Annotated in this window: 8 protein-coding genes and 2 pseudogenes; 5 read left to right on the top strand and 5 right to left on the bottom strand. The window is 69.0% G+C overall.

Annotation, left to right across the window (positions count from 1 at the left end):
* Positions 1-204, bottom strand: a 204-nt coding sequence (locus tag ACFV0G_RS07090) for a hypothetical protein (protein WP_380542913.1), incomplete at its 3' end; no start/stop codon positions are given.
* 99 nt (positions 205-303) lie between these two features.
* On the opposite strand from ACFV0G_RS07090, the gene ACFV0G_RS07095 reads away from it, so the two are divergent.
* The 3 genes from ACFV0G_RS07095 to ACFV0G_RS07105 all read left to right on the top strand — a co-directional run bounded on the left by ACFV0G_RS07095 (position 304) and on the right by ACFV0G_RS07105 (position 14,292).
* The gene (locus tag ACFV0G_RS07095; RefSeq protein ID WP_380542916.1) at positions 304-6,762 is read left to right on the top strand and encodes a hypothetical protein; all 6,459 of its coding nucleotides are present in this window, start codon (positions 304-306) and stop codon (positions 6,760-6,762) included.
* Positions 6,763-7,510: 748 nt separating this feature from the next.
* Positions 7,511-11,344: a hypothetical protein gene (locus tag ACFV0G_RS07100; RefSeq protein ID WP_380542919.1), complete on the top strand. Its 3,834-nt coding sequence runs from the start codon at positions 7,511-7,513 to the stop codon at positions 11,342-11,344.
* A 1,211-nt stretch (positions 11,345-12,555) separates the two neighbouring features.
* The gene (locus tag ACFV0G_RS07105; protein WP_380542922.1) at positions 12,556-14,292 is read left to right on the top strand and encodes an AIPR family protein; all 1,737 of its coding nucleotides are present in this window, start codon (positions 12,556-12,558) and stop codon (positions 14,290-14,292) included.
* Between the two features lie 1,422 nt (positions 14,293-15,714).
* Here the strand turns inward: ACFV0G_RS07105 and ACFV0G_RS07110 are convergent.
* The gene (locus ACFV0G_RS07110) at positions 15,715-16,065 is read right to left on the bottom strand and encodes a hypothetical protein (RefSeq protein ID WP_380542925.1); all 351 of its coding nucleotides are present in this window, start codon (positions 16,063-16,065) and stop codon (positions 15,715-15,717) included.
* Positions 16,066-16,220: 155 nt separating this feature from the next.
* Positions 16,221-16,819, bottom strand: a pseudogene (locus tag ACFV0G_RS07115) (transposase family protein); the annotation flags it as partial.
* A gap of 773 nt (positions 16,820-17,592) precedes the next feature.
* Between ACFV0G_RS07115 and ACFV0G_RS07120 the strand changes: the two are divergent.
* Positions 17,593-18,048: pseudogene (locus tag ACFV0G_RS07120) on the top strand (transposase family protein); the annotation flags it as partial.
* Positions 18,049-18,437: 389 nt separating this feature from the next.
* On the opposite strand, the gene ACFV0G_RS07125 reads toward ACFV0G_RS07120, so the two are convergent.
* Positions 18,438-18,578 carry a hypothetical protein gene (locus ACFV0G_RS07125; protein WP_380542929.1) on the bottom strand — a complete coding sequence of 47 codons (141 nt, stop codon included), beginning with the start codon at positions 18,576-18,578 and terminating at the stop codon, positions 18,438-18,440.
* A gap of 258 nt (positions 18,579-18,836) precedes the next feature.
* The gene (locus ACFV0G_RS07130) at positions 18,837-19,379 is read right to left on the bottom strand and encodes an ATP-binding protein (RefSeq protein ID WP_380542932.1); all 543 of its coding nucleotides are present in this window, start codon (positions 19,377-19,379) and stop codon (positions 18,837-18,839) included.
* 652 nt (positions 19,380-20,031) lie between these two features.
* Between ACFV0G_RS07130 and ACFV0G_RS07135 the strand changes: the two genes are divergently transcribed.
* Positions 20,032-20,796 (top strand): DivIVA domain-containing protein, encoded by a 765-nt coding sequence (locus ACFV0G_RS07135; protein WP_380542935.1) that lies wholly within the window; start codon positions 20,032-20,034, stop codon positions 20,794-20,796.
* Positions 20,797-21,263: the final 467 nt, after the last annotated feature.

Here is a 21,263-nt window from a genome sequence, read left to right on the forward strand (position 1 = left end):
AGCACCGCGTTCCTCCAGGCCCTCGCCGACCGCCATGGGGTCGAACTCCACGCCCCGGAGGGACGGGTCACCGTCCTCGACGGCGGCGAGCAGCTCGTCAAAAGCGGCGAATGGCTGTCGTTCGGCCCGAACCGGCCCCCGCACCACGAAGGCGCGCTGTTCCCGCCACCCTCCTGGCGGGGGGCCGTCGACTCGGCCGTCCACACCTTCGGACCGTTCTACTCCGGGCAGGTCCGCGAGATCCCCGCGGGCATCTGGCTCGACGCCCCGCCCGAGGATCTCGCCTCCACCCTGCACCCGGGCATGCCCGCCCCGGCCGACATCGAGGCCCTCCTCCCGGACCGCGACGGCCCCGCCATCGTGATCACCGCCGACCCCACCCGCCCCACCACCCAGCACGACCTCAACGAAGTCCTCGGCGCCCTCACGGCCGACACCCATCTGCCCACCCGGGTCCACCTGATCCTCTCCCACCCCGCCACCCAACGCCTGCTGGCCGCCCACCCCGGCGAAGCCCCGTTCAACCCCGCCGCCACCCGCCGACTCCAGCACCTCGCCGACACCCACCAGATCGCCCTCCACATCACCGAAGGAGCCTCGGCCCCGACGGCAGACGGCACCCTGCGCCCCATGCCGCACGCAACGCAGCACACCCCCCACGCCGTCGGCCTGCACACCACACCCGAGAACAACCGCCCGACCGACCCGACCTGGCACGACTTCACCCCGACCCGCAGAGCACCAGAGCCCACCGACCACACCACCCAAACCGACAATCCACCCAACCCCCACCCTCACGAACACGAACACGCCGACACACCGCGCTCCGACCCCCACGACCCCGTTCCGGGAACCACGCCCGCAACCGACTCCACGACCCCACGCCACACCGAGACCCATGCCGGCGAACATCCCGCCGCAAGCCGACACGTAGAGACCTACAACCCCCACAAGGCGCAGGGCGCGTCCCTCTCGGCCGAGATCGAGCATGCTCTCAATCCCCTCCGGCCAGGGGAGTTCCCGTCCGCCGCCGCCGACGGGGGGCCGTCCTCGGGGCCGCAGCCGGTCGAGGTGCATCCTGCGGCCTTGAGCATGGGCATCCCCAAGGCCCAGTTGCCCGCCGTGTCCCTCGTTGTCGGGCATCTGAGGGCACAGGCCGAACGGGAGGGCGTCAGGGTCGAGGACAACGTGTGGGATGCGTTGCCGCAGCGGCTGCTCAGCAACTACCCGTACTTGGTCGGCGACGGTCTGGTGGTGGAGCTGGGCGGGGCGGAGGCGCTGGTCGGTCTTCGTCCGACCGCCTCAGAGAAGGTGGGGAATCCCGGTGCTTCGTTCGATGTCCCGGTTGCTGCCGAGCGGGATGGGCAGGGTGGTGCCGACAAGGGCCGCTTCTACAGCAATCAGGCGACCCAGGGCATCTTCCAGATCGGCGCGCACTCTCAGACGCAGACGGGCCAGGCCGGTGCATTCCGGGCGAAGATCTCGCCGACTGTGGGGCTCGGTCTTGCTCCTGGTGTCGTACAGGTCGTCAAGGGAGGCCTGACCGTGGGCGGAACGGCCAACGAGTCCGGCCGCACCACGAGCCATCTCAAGGACGCAGAGGCTGGCCGCGTGGAGGACACCCGCGGGGCGTCCACCCTGATCGCATTCGCCCCGGGCTGGCGGATCAAGTTCCGCACCGATGCCGCACAGTCCTGGGCGGACACCAACGGCACGGTGATCCCCGATCGGCATGGGGAGAAGCTCCTGCTGTGGGTGCCGGATCACTATCTGGGCGCGGCCGGACGGCAAGTGACGGTGTCCTCACCTCACGATCCGCTGGACCCGTGGGCCGAAACACTTCGGGGCAACCGTGTGCGGATTCCCGACACGTTCTTCGCGTCGGGCCTGACCGGTCTGCCCGAGCTGTTCGACGGGATTCTGGGGCGGCTGGCCGAGGCCGACGTCGCTGCGCCGATCGGTGGTCCGCTGCGCGACGAGTTGATGCGCAAGTTGTGGAATCTCGACGTGCACCTGGTCGATGCGGTCAACGACCGGGGCGGCTACAGGTTCACGTTGCACGAGGACGGCCATGTCGTGGCGGCGGTGACCGTGCACACCATGCGGGTGGACGACATCTCCCGGGTCGGTGCCACCAGCGATATCGCCCACATCGAGAAGGTGCGGACGGCCATCGTCGGTCAGAGCGGCTCGCAGACCATCAGGAACGAGAGCGACCTGCAGGCCGTCGTCGAGGTCGATCTGCTGCCTGTTCCCTTTCTCAGCCTCGGGCCGAGCCTGAACGTAGCCAGCCTGGGATGGATCAACGCGGCCGGCGTCGGCGGTGGGCGCGCCGGCCTGTGGGTCATGGTGTCGCGCTACTCGGGTTTCACGTCGGCCTACCAGGTCGGGCTCCGGCACTACGCGACCGTGTCCGTGTACACCCGTCCGGACCAGAAGCCGGCCAGAACCCAGCCGGTCGCCGGCCGCGCACTGCTGCGACTGCCCGAACCCGACGCATTCGCACACGGCTTCCCGGTCGACGTCGCCGCCCTCAAGCGACCCACCGCGGGAGGCGTCGTCGGCTACCAGCCCGACGCAGTGCGCAACACCGGCTGGCGTCCCGAAGACCCGAGCGGCCTGGTTCTGCCGCAGCACGTGCTGGCCGGCCGAGGCATCGGCCAAGGACTGGCCAAGGTCGACAGGGGCGTGGTGACCGAGCTTCTGGCGCACGCGGTACCCGAGCTGCAGCGCACCGGCTTCCTGCCGGCCGACCTGGACCGGCTGTTCCTCCACACGAAGTGGGACGGCTCCGCCAGGACGGACAGCCTGTCCGACAACCTCGAACTCGTCCACAAGATGATCTCGGGTGATGCGATCGACTCGCATTACGACCAGATCCACCAGGACGGCCTGTCCTTCACACTGCGGCGGCGCGGCGCGGGATCCGTCGGCAGCGCGAGGGTGACGGTGCGGGCGGTGCACGGAGCCAGCGATGCACTCGACCGCGAGGGGAACTCCGTCCACTTCGTCCGACGCACCGGCGAGTACCACCTGGTGAACCTGGCGATGGGCATGGGCTTCGCCGGGCAGTCGGCCGCAGGCGGCCGGAAGCTGGCGGTCGGCCCCCGGTTCAATGCCGGCTCGAAGGAAGTGCCCTGGCTGAAGGTACTCAACGCGACCCTCGAGTACCAGCGCAGCATAGGTGCGACGGACTCGGTCGACTTCATGAGCAACCGGCCCGAACTGCTGGAGTACCCGGGCGATGTCGACGAATTCAGGATTCCCAGCTTCTACACCGTCGAGATCGCGTACGACGACGGCACTCCCCCGCTGCTCATGCCGTCTCCGCGGCTGGACACGATCGAGGCCGACGCCACTGTCCATCTGATCCCCGGTCTCAACACCCGGCCGTCACAGGCAACCGCCGGGCAGCCGCCTACGCCGCGTGAGGTGATCGACGAGGCGGTGGTGTACTACCTCGACAGCACAGGCGTGCTTCCGGCAGCCCGCCGCCTCCTGCCCGTCCTCACCGGGCCCGGTGCCGCCTCGGACGAGGAGGTGGCCAACTTCGCGAGCACGATCTCGGTGCGGGCCCATCTCAAGGAGATCCTGTACAACGAGTACGCGACGGACCAGCTGTTCGAGGCCGGTTACGTAAGGGACCGCTACGGCGCGCTGGCCGTGTCCGGGACCATGGGTCCTTCCGCGTTCGCAGGCGCCACACCCGACAAGTTCGTGCTCGGCCTCATCAAACTGGGGCTGGCGACGGCGACCCAGTCCGAGTCCAAATCCAGCGGCGTGTTCGCGACCGCCACCGTCGGTGTCGGCGGGACGACCGGGGCCGAGGAGCTCAGCGGAATCGTCGGTCAGGCTGGCGGAAACCGCCGATGGGGCTGGAACAAAGGCCGCTCCCTGGGCCGAACCGGCGGCAGGGAGCTTCTGGAGCTGGACTTCCATCGCGCGTACGCCTTCACGACGACCGTCGACTTCGAGGTCAGAGGCGCGCAGGAGAGGAGAAGCAAGCTCTGGCCCGACTCCGTGTCAGGTCCGTTGCCCGTCGAGGTGCCGGGACGTCGGATGGTCTACCTGCTGGCCGAACCCGAGGCGCTGGCGCGCTACGGCGAGGGGAAGCTGCCGATCGACGACGCCCAGCTCGTCGATGCGCTGACACGGTGGGACGCCGAGGAGTTGCGCTTGCCCGGAACGGTCGTGGCTCAGACCCTCAGCCGCTGGGCACGGGAAACCGCACCGCACGGGCCCGCTGTCCCCGATTCACTCCCCGCCCGGCAGTCCGGCTGGGCCGGCCGGTTGCGGGACCTGCACGAGGCGGGCGGCCTGCCCGTGATCGACGCGCAGGCGCGGCAGCGATTCACCGACGCCTTCGCCCTGGACCTCGCCGACCCCGCCAACCCGTACCAGGACTTCTGGATGGCCGGCTACCTGACACAGCCGGGCCAGAAATCGTTCGGGCACAGCGGAATCCACAAGCTCACCTTCGACGGCGGGAAGTCCGCCTTCGATCTGGTCCACGAGGCCGTGCAGGAAGCCGCACCCGGCCTGCTGGGGCGCCTGCCACAGGACCGGCGGGACAGCCCCCCGCAGGTGTGGTGGAAGTTGCAACGCCAGGGGGAGACAGTCGTGGGCCGCATCCAGGGCGGACTCGACCTCCTGCAGGGCCTGTTCTCCGGCGGCCGCGAACAGCCGATCAGTGAGGACCTGTTGAGCGCGGAAGGCCTGTCCCTCTACCTGGTCAACCCGATCGGCTGGGCGGTGTCCGACGTGGTCGAGGTCAACCTGCGGCTGGACCTGACATCCACGCCGGTCATCGACGAGTTCGTCCCGGAAACGGGCCTGGAGAACTACGGACACGCCTACAACACGAGCAGCGCCACAACGTCCCGGGACAAGACGTTCGGGCTCAGCGCCAAGCTCGGGCTCTCCGGTGCGCCCGGCGTCTCGGGCGGCCCGACCGTGAGCGCCGGCGCCGGCTACCACCGGGCCACCACCCTGGCCGAGGTCGGCACCACCGAACAGACGGTGTACGACTGGAGTGGCCACTACCGGGCCCGGCTCCGGCACCGCCTGACCATCGAGGTCCGCCGACTCGAGACTGCCAATCGCCCGGTGAACAGCCAGCTCGCCTCCTGGTACCGCACGCTGAGCGGTCACGACCAGCCGGTACGCCACGTCCACGACGGCGACCTCGTCCTGAAGATCCCCCGCGGGATCGCCGAGACCAGACCCCTCCAGCAGGCGGCCCCGATCCCCGACCTGTCCCCCATACCGGCCCTTCCCGGCGATGCGTACGTGACGGCAGCGATGTTCGACGACGCACTGCCGGTCGCCAGGAAGCTGCTGGCCGACATGTTCGGGCCGAAAGCCGATCACCCGGCATTCCGGTCGAATCTCTCCCTGTCCGTCCTGCTCTCCCGTGGACACCTGACGAACCACCTGTACGAGGCCATCGGCGGCCGGCGCTACAAGCTCGCCGAAAACCTCTTTCTGCCGGGCCACTCAAGCGATCGCGCCAGCCTCTGGCTGACCGGCGACCTCTTCGACCTGACCGTGATCGCGCCCATCGTCGACGCCACCGGCACCGGGCGCTACACGAAACACCAGAGCGGCACGACGTCGGCATCCACCACCGACCGCCTGAGAGGTACCCTCGCCGGCGGGGTCGACTTCTCCGGGCAGGTCGTCCTGGACAACGGGCACCCGGACGCCCCGCTCGCCACCGTCTCCCCCGACGGCTACACCGACGCCAGCCGAATGGCACCACGCGGCCAGACCAGCGCCGGAACCCAGAACTACCGGCGTGAGCAGCACGTCAAACAGCAGGGCCCCGTCTACCTGGTACGCCTGCGCGGACGCTTCCGTCTGGAGGCCGAGCGTTTCCACCACCCGCTGTTCGGCAAGCCCAAGAGCACCGGCTCGTTCGTCAGCGGCCCAATCACCGGCGATGTCTTCGCGGAGATCTTCGCCGGCGAGGTCGAGACGCTGAGGTCCCAGGTCCGTGAGCGCAACCGGACGGCCACGGCCTTCGACGACCCGGCCGACTGGCCGAGGATCGGTGAGGACGTCCCGGGATTCTCGCTGGAAGAACAGCTCGCGAGCGCGGCCCGGAACGGGGCCGATGCGTTCAACTCCGCCCACCACGTGGCACGGCAGATCGGCCGGCAGCTGCACGACCCGGGACCGATCCGGCTCTTCGCCCACGAAGCCGACCGTATCCACCGACAGTTCGCGGTGGTCCTGGACTGGGGAATCGAGCATCTCGCCGTGAGCCATCCAGTTCCGGCAGACCTGCTGGATTGGCATGCCCAACACACCAAGAGCGCCCGGCTGCCTGCACAGCTCGATCGGCCCGCCGATCTCGCCGACATGGAGAGCAAGATCAGCGACATCATCGACCGGGTCGACCGAGGCCGGTCGGGCGGGCTGGCTGCACGGCCCCCGCTCCACACCGTCCTCGGCGCCGACCCGGAGCACACCGCCAGACTGATTGCGTACGACCTGGGCCGCCACGTCCACCTGTCCGTCACCGACCGCACCGGCACCGTGGCCGAGTACCGGATCGACCCCACGGGCCGGGTGTTCCGCCTCAACGGCCACGGCTCCGTCGAACGCGTCGAGGACGCGGTCGCCCGTCTTCCACGGGAACTGCGGGACGCGATCGACAGAGTCGGCCTGACCGAGACGGAGCTCAACGACCTCTATCTGAACTCGTGGACCCGACAGGAGGACTTCGAACACGCTGTCGCCCGCGCGGTCCGGGCCTGACGGCGTGGCCGGACTCCGGGAGAACAGGGGCGACGCGCGCTCCCGGCCGACCCAGCGGCGCTCCGCGCGGTCGGCGACCGTCCCTGGGCGACAAGACCCGCTTCGACGGGTCTCCCGGAGCGGCGCCGATCGGACGCAGGCCAGGAGCCGCACACAGTGCGCCCCCTGCGGGCGGCGTCCCGGGGCAGGCAACGGGACGGCCCGGGACGCCACACTGATCCTTTCCGCCGTCCCGCGACTCGGATCGCGCACCCGGCCGGATGCGGCACCGGGGGACGCAGCGCCGCCGCCTTGCGTTGAGCAGTTCGGCGGGGCCCAGCCGTCTCAGGCCCGCGGAGCGGGCTCGTCACCGATTGGCTTCTTCAGCTTGGTCACCTGCAGGCCGACGAACCGTGCCCGTCTTTGCCTGAGTCAAACGTGAACAGCTGGGGTTGAGTTCGCAGGCCCTGTTTGCAGGGTCCTGCGATTGCTAGCGTCTCCCCCTCTGCGGTGATTGAGGGCGGCGTGAGGCCGCAGAGACCTTGTCCGACAGTTGTTCCGGAATCCAGCGCCCGTAAAACTAGAGGGTGGTAGTCGTGTCGGACATCCCCGAGGTGGTCCAGTGGGCCTCCGTGCTCCTCACGGGGGCGGAGTACCCCTCCGGACACGAGGATGCTCTGCATGCGCATGCCAATGTGTTCCGGGACACGGCGTCGGACATCTGGGCGTTCCACAACACCCTCGAGGCGCAGACGTCCTACGTCGCCGGGTGGCACGGTCCGGCGTACGACGCCCATCGGCAGGCGGTGGCGGCATTGCTCGAGCACGGCGGGCTGCTGGCGTTGGCGGACCGGGCGGCTGCGATCGGCGATGGGATCGAGTCGACGGCGACGCGGTCGCGGAGGCGAAATTCCGGTGGTACCTGCTCGCCGCATGGCTGCTTGCCACATTCATCTGGACCCGCGTCAACGCCGGGGTGACCGGTGGGGCCTCGCTCGCTGCCTGGATAGCAGCCGAGGAGATTGCGAATGCGGCAGTACGACTGATCGCCGAGAAATTGCTCGAAGCGATCGTTTCTGCGGGCATGGGTGCCGTGATCGGCGCGGGCACCGATCTTTTCGCACAAATCCTCGCGGTGGTGACCGGGCATGCGCACGGATTGGACTGGAGTTCTCTCGGGTTGGCGGCCGCCAGTGGCGCGCTGGGCGGCGCGCTGGGGTCCGCTGTCACCTCACTGTCCGCGGCCGCAGAGACCGCGGCTGGCCGGGCCGGGGCGGATGCTGCCGCCGCGGCAATGTCGGCCGCGCGGCTGACGCATTCGCTGCCCGGGGGGCTCGTTGTGGCAGGGCTGAGTGGCGCCGCCACGCAGGCGACCATGAACGCGGCCAGCGGAAACGCGGACGTGGACTGGACCGGCTTCTTCGCGGGCTCCCTGGGCGCGATGGCGGGCCATACGGTCGCCAAATCGGAGGCCCTCGGACGGCATCCGGACGCCGCCTGGGGTGGGGATGTGGAGCTGGCTGCTCTGGGGCCGGCGCTCGATCCACCGGCGGATCGGTTCGGGGGGTTCGGCGGCGGGGCGGCCGCGGACTGGAGGATAAGGGGCGACAAGGGCGGGATGCGCTGGGAATCGAACTTGAATTTCGACGACGTGCTTGGTGCCGGTGTGTTGGCGTCGCACGTGCACGCCGGGCCCCAGGGGAGCGCGGAGCGCGGAGTGTCCGAGGTGCAGGCGCAGCTGCTGTCGGGCGGGGAAGGGCGGGGGCGGCGGAAGCCGGTACCGGACAGTGGGCGGGGGTTCGATCTGTCGGACGGGCACCGAGTGGAGTTCTCCGCGGGTGGCGACTGGTGGGTCCGGCCGGCCGGGTGGGGTGAGTCACTGGAGCATGCGGGCTTCGCCACGGCGGTACGCACCCTGTCCACCGGTGCGGACGGCAGGCCGCGGCTGGTCGTGGGCACGCCCGGGATGTCGGCGGAGGGCGCCGTTGACCGGCTGCGCTCGATGTGGCGGGACATACCGGCAAGGAAGGGCCCGCAGGACGAGGTCCCGGGCAGGGTGACGCTGATGGCGCCGGTGGCCGTAGCGGACCTCCCGGGCCTGCGGGATTTCGTTGCGCGGCACCGCGTGGAGGTGGAGGTCCCCACCGGGCAGGTCCTGGCAGGCGGGAGGGGCCAGCTGTATGTGAGCGGCACCGGCAACGGGATGGAGGAAAGCACACACGGGCAGTGGGTGGTGTTCGCTCCCACCGCCGCGACCGCGGACGCGCACGTCTACGCGGCGCATGCGTCCCCGACGGGGTCGGCCGCGCTGGATGCAGCGGAGCACCGGACGGGGCCTGTCCAAACGGCCGTTCTGTCGGTGGATCGGGACGCCCCACCGTCCGCCGCCGGCGCGCCCCTGGCGAACGGGCCCCGGCCGGAACAGCACGCCGACCACTTCACCAGCATCCCGTCCCTGGGCCGCGAACGGTCCATCCACCCGGAGAGCGGAGCAGCCGACCCGACAGCGGCAACCACGTCACAAGCACACCCGTCCACCGCGCCCGGAACCGCCACAACAGTGCCGGGCACGGCCGCAGATCCGCTGGCACGCAACGCCGCCACAGGGTCTTCCGGCCACATCGCGGCCGTGCCGGCGGCGGCGCCAACCCCGGCGGACCATACGATCGGCTCCACCCACTCGGTCGGGCAACACCACGACCCCGAACACGCGACACTCCCGGCAGGCCCGGACGCCCTCGCGGCGTCCTTCCCCACGGAACGCGTCCGCGTCCGCCTCGGAGGGACGATGCTCAATCCGCCCGCCTGGGACGAGGCACTGACCAACCACGCCGCCGGAAGCCCCACCGGCCTCCCCACGGGATTGCAGGAACGGCTCGGCGCGGTCGAAGCCTCCCGCATCCCGGCAGGCATCCTGCTGCACACCGGCGCCGCCGTGCACGACAACCCGGCGTTCGCGCTGGCGGTCGACACACTCCCGCCGAACCCGGACCGCCTGACCGTAGTGGTCGCCGACACCCCCGCCGCACGCGCCCTGGCGACCCTGAAGACGGAACTCCCACCCCAGGCACGTGACTTCCACCTCGTGGCACCGGGGCACACCCCCTCCGGGCAGGACATTCATACGACACTGGTTCCATCCGCCGCACGCGCCGGCCGCTGGCCGGCCCTCCCCCAACGTGCGACCGGGCCGGTGGTGTTTGTGACCCTGGAAGGCCCGCATGCCCTGGACCACACCCTGGAGGGGCTCCGGCAGGGTCGGCATTCGGCGCTGCACGCCGCTCGTGTCACGTTTGAAACCAGCAACGGCTCAATCGCGACAAGTACACGCTCCATCAGGTTCGCCGGGCTCGCTCGGGACCGAGGACTCGACTGGGAGGAGATCTCACGGCTCCCCCAGACCTTCGCAAGAGCCCGCACGTTGGATCCCCGCGCAACGTGGTCGATGGATCGGCTCCTGGCCTACCGGGACCTCGAACGTGCCGTCGGCGGCCAGTCCGACAGCGGACGGCCATTCCCCTGGAACGTGCGCGACCACGCCACCCGGCTTATGGAAGACCCCAAGCACGGTCTCACACGCCTGCTGGACCTGGCATCCAGCCGCGACGCACGGACGTTGTTCTCGTCCTACACGTCTCTGCGCGCGCTGACACCGGACACCGCGCCGACGCCGGAACGACTGCTGGCCTTCCACGACCTCGACAGCATCCTCACGGAAGTACCCGGTCACCTGGAGGGCTTCGAAGCACGCGCGGCGGACATCCTCGAACCCTCCGGGTCGATGACACGATGGCTCGAGGCGGTGGAGATCCTCCCGCCCGCGGAGCGGCCCACGGTGCTGCTCGACCTCGCCTACGGCGGGCAGCTGACCGACCAGGTCAGGGCCCGCACGGGCAGGGAAACGATCACTCTCGCGAACGTCCGTGCCTATGCGAGCGAGGTCCTCACCCGGCCGCAGGCTCCCGGTGTCGTGCGCAGTCTGGCGGAAGCCCGCGAGCTGTACCAGGAAATCCACGGCGAGGCGGGAATCGGTCCAGCCGGGGAGGCGCGGGGGCTGGACAGACTGGTCCATCCGATCGAGCAGGAACGACTGCGGGACCTGGTCCACCTCGCGGACACCGCCCGAGCACAGGGCATCACCACTGAGCACCGCCGCATCACCCTGGACGCTCTGGCAGACCTCGCGCGCCAAGCGCACCCGGGACCCTGGATCGAGGCGGCCAACGGAACACACGGTCAGGTCCGCACCCTGCTGGACACCCTCGGCCTGGCCCACAGACTCGGATTCCCCAACCCGGACCTCGAGGGGCTGCGGATCGCAAGCACCACCGCACGATTGGTCCGCGAACTCGACGGCCCCCTATGGCCACTGCCGACAAGGAAAATCGGCCCGGACCAGGTCCACAGGCTCGCGCTCGAGGTGACCGGGCGAGGATCCGCCCAACACCTGCTCGAAACCCTTGCCAAGGCCCACCGGGTGCACCCGTTCCCCAACCTGGACACCGCCCGCGCCACAGCCACCCGCCTCCACACGGCGGGACCTACGGAGCCCGCGGACGCCCTCCCCGAGGGAGGGGAACGGGACATGGACGGGCTGGACTGAGCCCTACATTCCAGACCCAAAGCCACCGCTGTGCCGACGGCGGTTGAACCGGGTTCAGGCATGGATTTGCCTGAAGTCGAGCGAGGAGCCGTTACGGTCTGTTGTCGGTCTCGGCTTGACGCGGACGGCCCTGCCGCACTCCGCGGCGAGGCCGGCGACCGCATCGCCTATGGGCAAGGGGAGGCTGCTGGGCGGGGCCGAGCTGAGCCGACATCCGCCCATCATCCGCCAGATCCCCCCGGTTGACCGGACCGAGAGCGTCATCGTCCCTCTCCCAGATGATCGACCGACCGGACGCATGAACACCCGGCCCCGCAGGCCCGTGCCGCCATGACCGCAGCAGACAGGGCAGCGCCGTCCCACACGCCCAGGTGCCGCACCTCCCCGCGCAGCGACAGGCCGGCGCCGAGAACACCGACTGCCGGAAGGCCGGGCAGAGCCCCGGCGCCGGCCATGGCGATCACTGCCCTTGTGCAGGGGAACCAACGGATCGTCAGAGTCCACGGACATGACGGGTACAGGCTCCCGACCGGCGACATGGCGCCCGCGCCGGTCGGCGACACCCCCGGGGCGACAGGTCGCGATGCGACGGAGCCCGGAGCAGCACCGGCCGGATGCCACCCGAGGGACGGCACACCGTGCGCACCGATCCGAGCGGCGCCCCGGGCAGGCAATGGGATAGCCCGGGACGCCACGCCGATCCTTTCACGGCGCCCGAGGCCGGAACACGTACATCCATCCACGCACATCGCCGACGCCTGATCGTCACGCTGGCCAAGGCTGGCGTACCCAGACAGACGCGGCTGGCGGCGGACCGGGCCCGGCTGGGATCGGGTCCCGCTGGTCCGCCTCGAGCACTGACGCCACAAAGCACGGGAAGACCCCCACACCTTTCCTCCGGGTCCCGTTCACGTCGGCTGCCCATCGTCGGACCGGCCCCCATCTGCGGCGTGCAAGGGCTGCCGAGGTCTTCGGCTGGCCAGCAAGGCGTGCGGTCGGCGCCGGCTCAGGGCGGGCCTGTATAGGTTCGGAGCGCGGCCGGCATACATGCGCTCTCGGCGTGCGCCGGAGTGCAGGGTCTCCGCCCGCACTTCGCCAGATGGATCAAATCACCTGAATCCGTGGGCATTTGTCGCCACACGGTAGTGCCGGGAAGGTGGTGCTGCCGGGAGAATGATTCCTCCTCGCACGTGCACTGACCAGGGGGGCACATGGCACCCGTGCAGAGCAACGACCAGCGCCTGCTTGGCCGCATCCTCGACGATCAGCACCGGAAGCTGGCACCGCACCAGAGCCGGGAAGACTTCTTCACCTTCTTCACGGCCGACAAAGCGCTGCAGGAATGGGACCTCGACAACGATCAGATCATGGACGGCATCGTCGACGGGGCGCACGACTGCGGGGTGGACGGCATCTGGTCGTTCGTCGACGGCCGGTACGTGACCTCAGACGCCCACCAGTACCTGGCCGGCAGGGCGCGCAAGATCGACTTGGTGGTGCTGCAGGCGAAGACCTCGCCCGGCTACCAGGAGGCGGTGTTCGAGAAACTGCACTTCCACCTGCCGTCGCTCCTCGACATGGGCCGCACCGAGGAGGATCTGACTGCCCACACCAACGCCAAGCTACTCGACCGTACCAACAGGTTCCTGCAGGTCCTGGAGAAGTCTGCATCGTCCTTCCCGGAACTGCACGTGCGGGTGATCTACGCCTGCACCGCCCCCGAGGGGCCGCACCCGAACGTAAAGGCCAAGGCCGACCGGCTCCGCGGCGAACTCGCCAAGATCGCGTCGGGGGCGAAGGCGGAGATCGAATACCTGAACGCCGCCGACCTCCGCGAGCGCGCCGCCCGCGGTGCGAAGGCCGTCGCAGAGCTGGTCTTCTCGGAAGCCCCTATGAGCACCTCGCTCGGCGAGGGCTACGTGTGCCTGGCCCGCCTCGACGAGTACTACCGCTTCATCACCACGAAGAACCAGGCCCTGCGCCTGGAGCTGTTCGAGTCCAACGTCCGCGACTACGCCGGGTCGACCGCGGTCAACTCTGCGATCGCCGATACGCTCAAATCCGCTACCGGCGAGGACTTCTGGTGGTTCAACAACGGCGTCACCGTCGTCGCGGACGAGGCCCAGATCATCGGCAAGCGGCTCGTCGTCAAGGATCCGCAGATCGTCAACGGCCTGCAGACCAGCCACAAGATCTACAGCTACATCGAGTCCGGCGGCCACCACCGCGACCGCTCCCTGCTCGTCAAGATCGTCGTGGCCCCCGGGTCCGGCACCGCGCGCGATCGGATCATCCGCGCCACCAACAGCCAGACCGAGCTGCCGGCCGGCGCGCTGCGCGCCACCGAACCCGTCCAGAAGGACATCGAGGAAAGCCTCCTCAACGCCGGCTACCACTACGAGCGCCGCGCCGGCTACTACCGCAACCTGGGATACCACCTCGGCCAGGTCGTCAGCATGGCCCGCCTCGCCCGCGAGGTCACCACCTTCGCTCTGCGCGAGCCCCACACCGCCCTCAAGCACTCAGACGCCCTCCTCCTCGATGAAGCCCAGTACCTCAAGATCTTCTCCCCCCGTCACGACCTCGAGCTGTACCGCCTGTGCCTGGACGTCCACACCGCGCTGCGCCGATTCCTCACCGACTACGCCAGGGACCGACCCCTGCTCGGCGACACGATCGAGAACTGGCTGTACCCGATGGCCTACATCTCCGCACACACCCTGACCCGTCTGCGCCAGCCCACCGCCCGGGACCTGCTGAACATCAACCTGGCCCACCTCGACACCGACCTGATGGAACGCATGGCGGCCACCCTCGACACCACGTTCAAAGCCGCACTGCGGCAGAACAAGGCCGGAGGCGTCGACCGGATCGCCCGCAGCACCGACTTCACGACCCGCCTGCGTCAGACCGTCATCGCCCAAAGCCGCTACCACATCACCCACTGACCGCTGAACGCATCAGCGCCACGCCGGCCGGACTTCACCAGGCAGGATTCCGGGCACTGACACCCCCTATGGGCGGTTGACCGCCGCAGAAGGAGACCGGGCGCAGTGGAGCAGCCAGCAACGCATCGCCTGGGTTGGGAGCGCCGGTGCGCTCGCCGCGCCCGCCCACTATCGGCGGCTGCGGGCTTACCTCCGACCCGGCTCGCACACCAGCGGCTGATGCCTCGTCTGACGATTGGCTGCGATGCCTTCGTGAGGGAGAGGACCTGGCTGATGCCTGGCCCGGGCGGATGTGCGAGAGGCGATCCTCGCTGCGGCCATGAGTCCCGCGCGGGCCGGACAGCCGGGCTATCAGCGGGCGAGCAGGGACCGAGAGGCGTTCGAGCTGTGCGGCTCCCCTGGCCCCTCGGCCAGCACGCGATGTCCGACGCTCACGCTGGCAACCCGCCCCATCCTCACCGGTTCCAACACGATCCACACCCCCAAGCGAGGTGAGACGCGAAAGGCTGGCCCAGCAAGCCACCGACGCCAACCACACCAGCGTGCTCGTCGAACTGGCCCGGCAGCGACGTGACCCTGGTGAGGAGCGACTCCGAGAGCCCGTACCGCTGTGCTGCTAACGGCGGAAGGGCCAGTGCCCTGCTTTGTACCTGATGATGTTGCGGGAGTACGCCGGGGAGCGAGCCAAGGCCGAGAGTCTCTGCCTTGACGCCGCGGACGCCGGCCGCGCGGGCTGGTTCATGCACCAAGGCCGGTGGCAGCGGCTGCGGCCAAACGGACTGGGGCCGGAGTGGTCGCCCACTCCCCCATGGTCCTGAGAACACTCGCGACCGGCCCGCCTGCCAGAAGGACCTCCACCGCATAGCCGACGGCCGCACGGACCGCCCAACCAATTGGTGTCCCAGTCCCACTCTGGCTGCTGACAGGAGGCTCGCCGGACCGGGGTCACGTCTGCCCGGATCTCGGCGCTCAGGCGCCCGACAGGGCCAGCGGGTCGGCGAGGAATACCTGGAGCCCTGCGGTGCAGCGCTCCGCAACCAGGACCGAGAGCCGCTCCTTCGGGTGGTGAACTCCCACTCGACGCCGGTACTTCCAGACGTAGCAGCACGCGGGCCGACGACGGTGAGGTGCCGGGCGGGGCAGTCAGGGTGCCTCCCGGACCGTGGCTGACGAACCCCGTACCAGGAGAAGCGCGACACTTCTCGGCGCCGCACCGGGCCGCCGAAGGAAAAAGGCAGGTGCTATCCGGGTGCAGACAGAGCTGTCACAGGTGTGGCCGACCGGGGACAGCGCCCCGCCCTGATGACCACCGCACGATCGGAGCACGGGCAACCGAAACGGCCCGTCAGAGGAACCGACGGACCGTCCAGAAAGGCGGGTTGCTAGCGAAACATCCACGTCAGCGCGACCGCCACGGCCGCATTACGGCTCGATTCCTGCACATGCCGAGCCCACGGCAGAAGAGAGCCAATTGCCGCCGGCATCGCCGATGGTCGCAAACTTTTCCCCCTGATAGACATAGCAGTACCACCTCTCAGGGGGGAGAGGCGTGCCGTCGGGAAACGTGGTATATGTGACCTTTTCGATGCCGGTGACAGGATTATAGTCGATGCATTTCCCCGGGTAACACATCGATTGATTTTGGAAGTTAGATGTACCGAAACCCCAGTCGGCAGCTCCAGCGCCGATCACGGCGGCCAGTCCGGCGACGACGAGGGCGGTGCGCAGTCGACGCGGATTCTTAAACGCCCGGGCTTCAGTTACATCGATCATGACTCCTCGCTTTCTTCGATCCTGCATACGGGCGCTAATGGGAAGAGGTTAACCTTTCCAAGGGACCCGCATCCCTGAAGGAAACGTAACGGGTTCCGCAGGGCAGCGGATAGACCCAGATTCGCAATTGAGACCTTAAGCCCACTGAACCTCTTTCATCCTGGGTTTTCCCAGGTCAGGGGAGTGTGGACGGCGGCGATGGTCCGGCTGATGCGGTTGGTCGAGCAGCGGGGCCGCCGTAGAAGTCGCCAGGACTTGAGTCGAGCGAAGGCGCGTTCGCCCAGCGCCCGGAGGCGGGCATGGTCGCGGTTGAACTGTTTGTAGTGCTCGGGCAGTTCGTCATGCCGGTAGTAGGGGTGCGGAGGGGCGCGCCGGCACCTTGGTAGGCCCGGTCCGCCAGAACCAGGATCTCGCGGGTCAGGCAGGCCTGGACCACGCCGTGGGCGCGGGCGGCGGTCAGGTCGTGGGTCCGGCCGGGCATAGCGCGGGAGAACCACAACGGCGTGCCGTCCGGCATGGCGACGACCTGCACGTTCATCCCGTGCTTGCGGTGTTTCTGCGAGTAGTACGGCTCGTCCGCGGCGATCCGGTCGGTCGGGATCAGCGTCCCGTCCACGATCACGAAGTCACCCTCGCCCGGGCCCAGCGCCTCGCGCAGGCCCGGCGCCCATGCCGCGAGGACCTCCAGGGTCTCGTCGACGTACCGCCAGGCGGTCGCCTGCGACGCTCCGACGCCGGCTCCGAGCTGCGCGAGAGCCTCTCCACGGACTACGCGGGCAGGGGTATCCATTGTCCGGCCGCTGCGGGGTGAGGCGCAGGCTGTTGCGGCCGTGCCGGTCGGCACGTGTAGGGGTGCACCCGGGCCCGTGCGGACGCGGTCGAGCCTGCCGGGCCGCCACACCGTCCACCATGACGCTGGGCACGCGCCGGGGCCGCGCTCGGGTGGCCCCGGAGGCCGCGCGGGCCACCGGATCCCACCGATCGGGTGGCCGGTACGGCTGGGCGTGGAAGGCGGTGCCCGTCGCCGTCGAACCCTTCCAGCACGACATCGGCATGCGCGCCGACGGCGCGATCCACGCCGTTGCGGCGCAGAAGCGTGCCATGCCGGCCGCCTGGCTGGCGGTGTCCGCTCGGTCGAACCGCGCGCTGCTCCCCCCAGTTCCGCCATCAGGCTGCCTTTCATGGGACCACAAGCCCAAATGCCCTACTAGGCCTCCCCTGCCAACAGCTACAGCCACTAACTTCCCTGGTGGGGGAAGGAGATGGTGCCCTTCCCCCACCAGGCGACACGGCCCCAGCCTGGGGCGGCTGCGCCGCCGCCACGGACGGTGGTGCGTCACCTAATCCCCGCAGGTGATGCACCACCGTCCGCCTGTCCGTCAGACCCCGCTCGCCCGATGTGGGATACCGACAAGCCGTCGCCTCAGCAGCCGGTCCCGCCCAGGAGCGAACCACCGGGACATCCGAACGATGCCACCCGTCGGGAGTCATCCTGCAACTGTCCATCACGGGTGAGATGATCTTGGCGTGGCCGGTGTGATCACGGCGTCGGAGCCTTCCTGGATAACCCCGTTCACCGGGCTGAGCGCGCGCGACTTCCGTAAGCTGACAGCCGCCCTACGCCGTACAGGCGCCGACGCCACGCGTCCGGGCCGGCCGTGGAGCCTCTCTCTGGAGGACCAGGTTCTGCTGGTCGCCGGCTACTGGCGGAGCAGTCTGACACTGCGGCAGCTCGCACTGCTCTTCGGGGTCTCCAAGTCGGCAGCCGAACGGTTCACCAACCGCCTCAGCCCGCTGCTGACACTCGAGCCCCGAAAGCGGTCTCGCAGGGACACCATACTGATCATCGACGGCATCCCAGTCCCCGCCCGCGACCGCACTGCCACCGATCAGTCAGCGATCTGCCGAGACGGCACCCACCAGCAGATCCTCATCGACGGCCGTACCCGCCTGGTCCTCAAGGTTGGACAGCCTGCGCCAGGCACACCTCAACGGCTGCGGGGAGGAGGCGACCACACATGAGGATCACTGCCGACCGCACTGCAGCGGTCCCGGGCGCGACATGGCCGACCAGGCATGATCATGAACTGAAGCGGTTCAGGCCAGAACCCGCCTCGTCGCGCGACCGCCTCGGAGACCCCGCAGACCACCTCCGCAAGAACGAGGGTGCACGCCACCCATTCTCGACATTGGCCGCACGGTCCGGCCACCGGCCTGGTCACCCATGCCGGCAGTGGCAACCAACGCCCCCGCCGGTCAGCTAGGTTGCGACCCCTTTCGGCGACCGCCGGCTTACGGGCTCGGAGGGCCGACGGCTCCTCTCGCACCTTCGCCTGCCGGACGGGCGGGGGCTCGGTTCTCTGACGAGGCACTCACACGGGCATCTCGTACAACGCCCGCGCGCTCTCCGGGCTTTTGATCTCATCGATCAAATGGTCTATCTCCGGATCACCGCAGTAGCTGAGACTCGTCACCGCAACACACCGCGACTCCGTGAATTCCTGGTCTGTCATCGCGTGCTCCTGCACATCCACCCGGTCAACGACGCCGACCCCGAGCCTCTCGGCCTGCACCCCTCTCCAGTCACGCCCCCGCCTCCCCGGCAGGGCCCAGGCGCCCATCTGCCGAGCGACTGCTCCCCACCTCAACTCGCAGTCGAAAGCGGTGGTTGGCACTGTGAGGGCAGTGCTTCATCTTCCAGAGCACCGCCGACCGGCGGCTCCGGATCCACAACAGCAGTGCCCGAACCCCCGCCGCAGGCGGCCGACGATTCATGCCGCACGCTTCGCGAGGTGCCCTGCCGCAGGGACATGCACCCACACGGTCTTCCCGCCTCCCGCGTCCCGCCGGGTGACAATGTCCCCGCCGAGTTCGGCAAGCAGGACCTCGATGATGGCCAGCCCTCGGCCACCGGTCGCCTCCATCGGTGCCGTACCGGCCGAAGGCCGCCCGGGATCGTTGTCCCCCACTCCCACACCGAGCCCGCCGTCCGCCCGTGCCTCCACCGTCACGGCGATCCGCGGCGTGGCCCATCCCGCGTGCACCACGGCATTCGTCACGAGCTCCGTCACGACCAGCTCCACCGTGTAGCTCAGGTCCGGGTCGAGGCCAACACCCCACACCTTGAGAATCGCGGCGACGTCGCGTCGAGCCTGCGGCACGGCTGCCGCACAGGGCTCCACCATGAACGTCCATCGACGTGAGACCCGGCCCGCGTCGTGCCGCGCAGAGCCGGCCCCACCGGGCGAGACCATCGCCAGGACCTCGGCGTCACCCGATACGGGCCTCTGGAAAATCACAGGTGCGAGGAACATGAGAAGTCCTGCCGCGAGTCGACAACAGGGGCGACGGCCCAACGGTGCACACAAGTCCACCAGAACCCGCCCATAGGGACGCAGGAGCGCACAGGCACTCACCAGGAACGCCAGAGACGGCGTAATCCACATCGCCGCTCTCAACCGGCCAATCAATAACCAAGTAATTACTTGGTTCTCTTCCGGTCTACCTCATCCTTCCGGCCATGTCAAGAGTCCCGGCCATCGAGTTCACGAACCCGAGCGGCGCAGCCGGGGCCGTGACGCCAGGCGATTCGATAGGCCGCTCGGGCCCGCCGACCACACCGTGCGATCCGCCGGCACCTGCGATCAAAGGCAGCAACAGTCGGCTCGGCGCCGGGGACTACTCCCGTGTGCGACAGGCCGCCCTCCATGGGCCCGCAGGCCCAACTCCGTCGGAATCCCCCGAGGAAGCCTGGACTTCGGGTTCGCCCGATGGGTACAAATCCCCCACACAGCTGTACGCATACAGACGGAATCCGGCTCGCGAGCCAACCTGCCGCACCTGAGGATCCGGCCCGCGGGACACCCGGACAGCAGTCACGACCTCCGACAGCGCACTCTCCCCAGCCTGTCGCACACAGACCGCCGGCCTCCCCCACAAGTCCCGACACCCCTCAGAGGTGAACCCATGCCGCTGACCCTCGAAGCACTCCGCGCCAAAGAGTTCACCACAGTGCGCCTCCGGCACGGATACCGGCCACAGGAGGTCGACGAGTTCCTCGACGAAGTCGAGGAGGAGTTCTGCGAACTGCTCCGGACGAACGAGACGTTGCGCAACAAGCTGGCTGCGGCCGTGCTCGGCAACCGCGGAACCGGGCAGCCGGCCCGGCCGCAGGAAGCGCCGGCTCAGCCCCCGACCGGCGACAGCCAGAGCCCGCCGGGAAACAACGCCACCCCCGCCCAGCGACTCCTCGAGCTCGCCCAGCAGGTGGCCGACGAGGAGATCGCCGCAGCCCGCCGTGAGGCCGAGGCCACCATCACCGCAGCACACCGCCGCGCCACCGATCTCGAGGCCGCCGCACGATCGGCCGCGCAGGCCCTGGAGCACCAGACCCGGGCAGAGTGCCGGTCGGTCCTCGACGTACTGGAGGCCGATCGGAGCGCTCTCGAGGCCGAGATCACCAGACTGCGCACGGTGGAACGAGAGTACCGGTCCCAGGTGAAGTCGTTCCTCGAACAGCAGATGCAGCACCTGCACTCGGACAGGATCCGCATCGACTCCGCCATCGCTGCGCAGACAACGGACATCGTCCCGCGTGGCCCGCAGGCCACCAGGAGGAAAGACACGGCGAGCTTTGAAGACACCACATCCACCCCGCACGACGGCCCCAGGACGAACCCCGCCGCCGGCGTGCCGATCCGCCTGGACAACCAGCTGACACGGCGCCTGTAGAACCGCCGCTTCCAGGCCGTACGCCGAAATCCCGCCCATCTCTGGCCGCCGCCCTGCTGCAAAGGTCTTCGAACAGAACCAACTCGAGCGCGGTCAGCAACTTCGATGCCCGTTGAAGGATTTCGGGGCCTTCAACACGAGATGAGCCCGTTGATCGACGGCACCGCCCTCTGACGGGATCCGCGCAACCGCGACCGACATCAAGTCGGCACAACCCATTGGGGGAGGCCCAAGGGAGCAAAGGCACAGAACCCAGGAGCTCAATACCCAAAGCGCAAGGAGAGTTGGCGCCCAAGGCCCTGGAGGACTGGGCCCGTGACACCTGCCCGCCAGACCGACACACGCTGACTCCACCTGTCGCTGGCCTCCGGCTCTGCTGTGCGACTCGACATCACACAGCGTGAGACGGAGGGCCTACCGCTTCAGGGGTGGGTGGCACGTACTCCGCTCCGTGCGGTCCGTAGGCG

The organism is Kitasatospora sp. NPDC059571 (genome assembly GCF_042735675.1).
In the GTDB taxonomy this organism is placed as follows: Bacteria; Actinomycetota; Actinomycetes; order Streptomycetales; family Streptomycetaceae; genus Kitasatospora.

Excerpts from the sequence above, each read along its gene's own strand:
- ACFV0G_RS07095 (WP_380542916.1), top strand. The coding sequence starts at position 304 with ATGCCCGCCCCGGCCGACATCGAGGCCCTCCTCCCGGACCGCGACGGC.
- ACFV0G_RS07105 (WP_380542922.1), top strand. The coding sequence starts at position 12,556 with ATGGCACCCGTGCAGAGCAACGACCAGCGCCTGCTTGGCCGCATCCTC.
- ACFV0G_RS07110 (WP_380542925.1), bottom strand. The coding sequence starts at position 16,065 with ATGATCGATGTAACTGAAGCCCGGGCGTTTAAGAATCCGCGTCGACTG.
- ACFV0G_RS07125 (WP_380542929.1), bottom strand. The coding sequence starts at position 18,578 with ATGACAGACCAGGAATTCACGGAGTCGCGGTGTGTTGCGGTGACGAGT.
- ACFV0G_RS07130 (WP_380542932.1), bottom strand. The coding sequence starts at position 19,379 with ATGTTCCTCGCACCTGTGATTTTCCAGAGGCCCGTATCGGGTGACGCC.
- ACFV0G_RS07135 (WP_380542935.1), top strand. The coding sequence starts at position 20,032 with ATGCCGCTGACCCTCGAAGCACTCCGCGCCAAAGAGTTCACCACAGTG.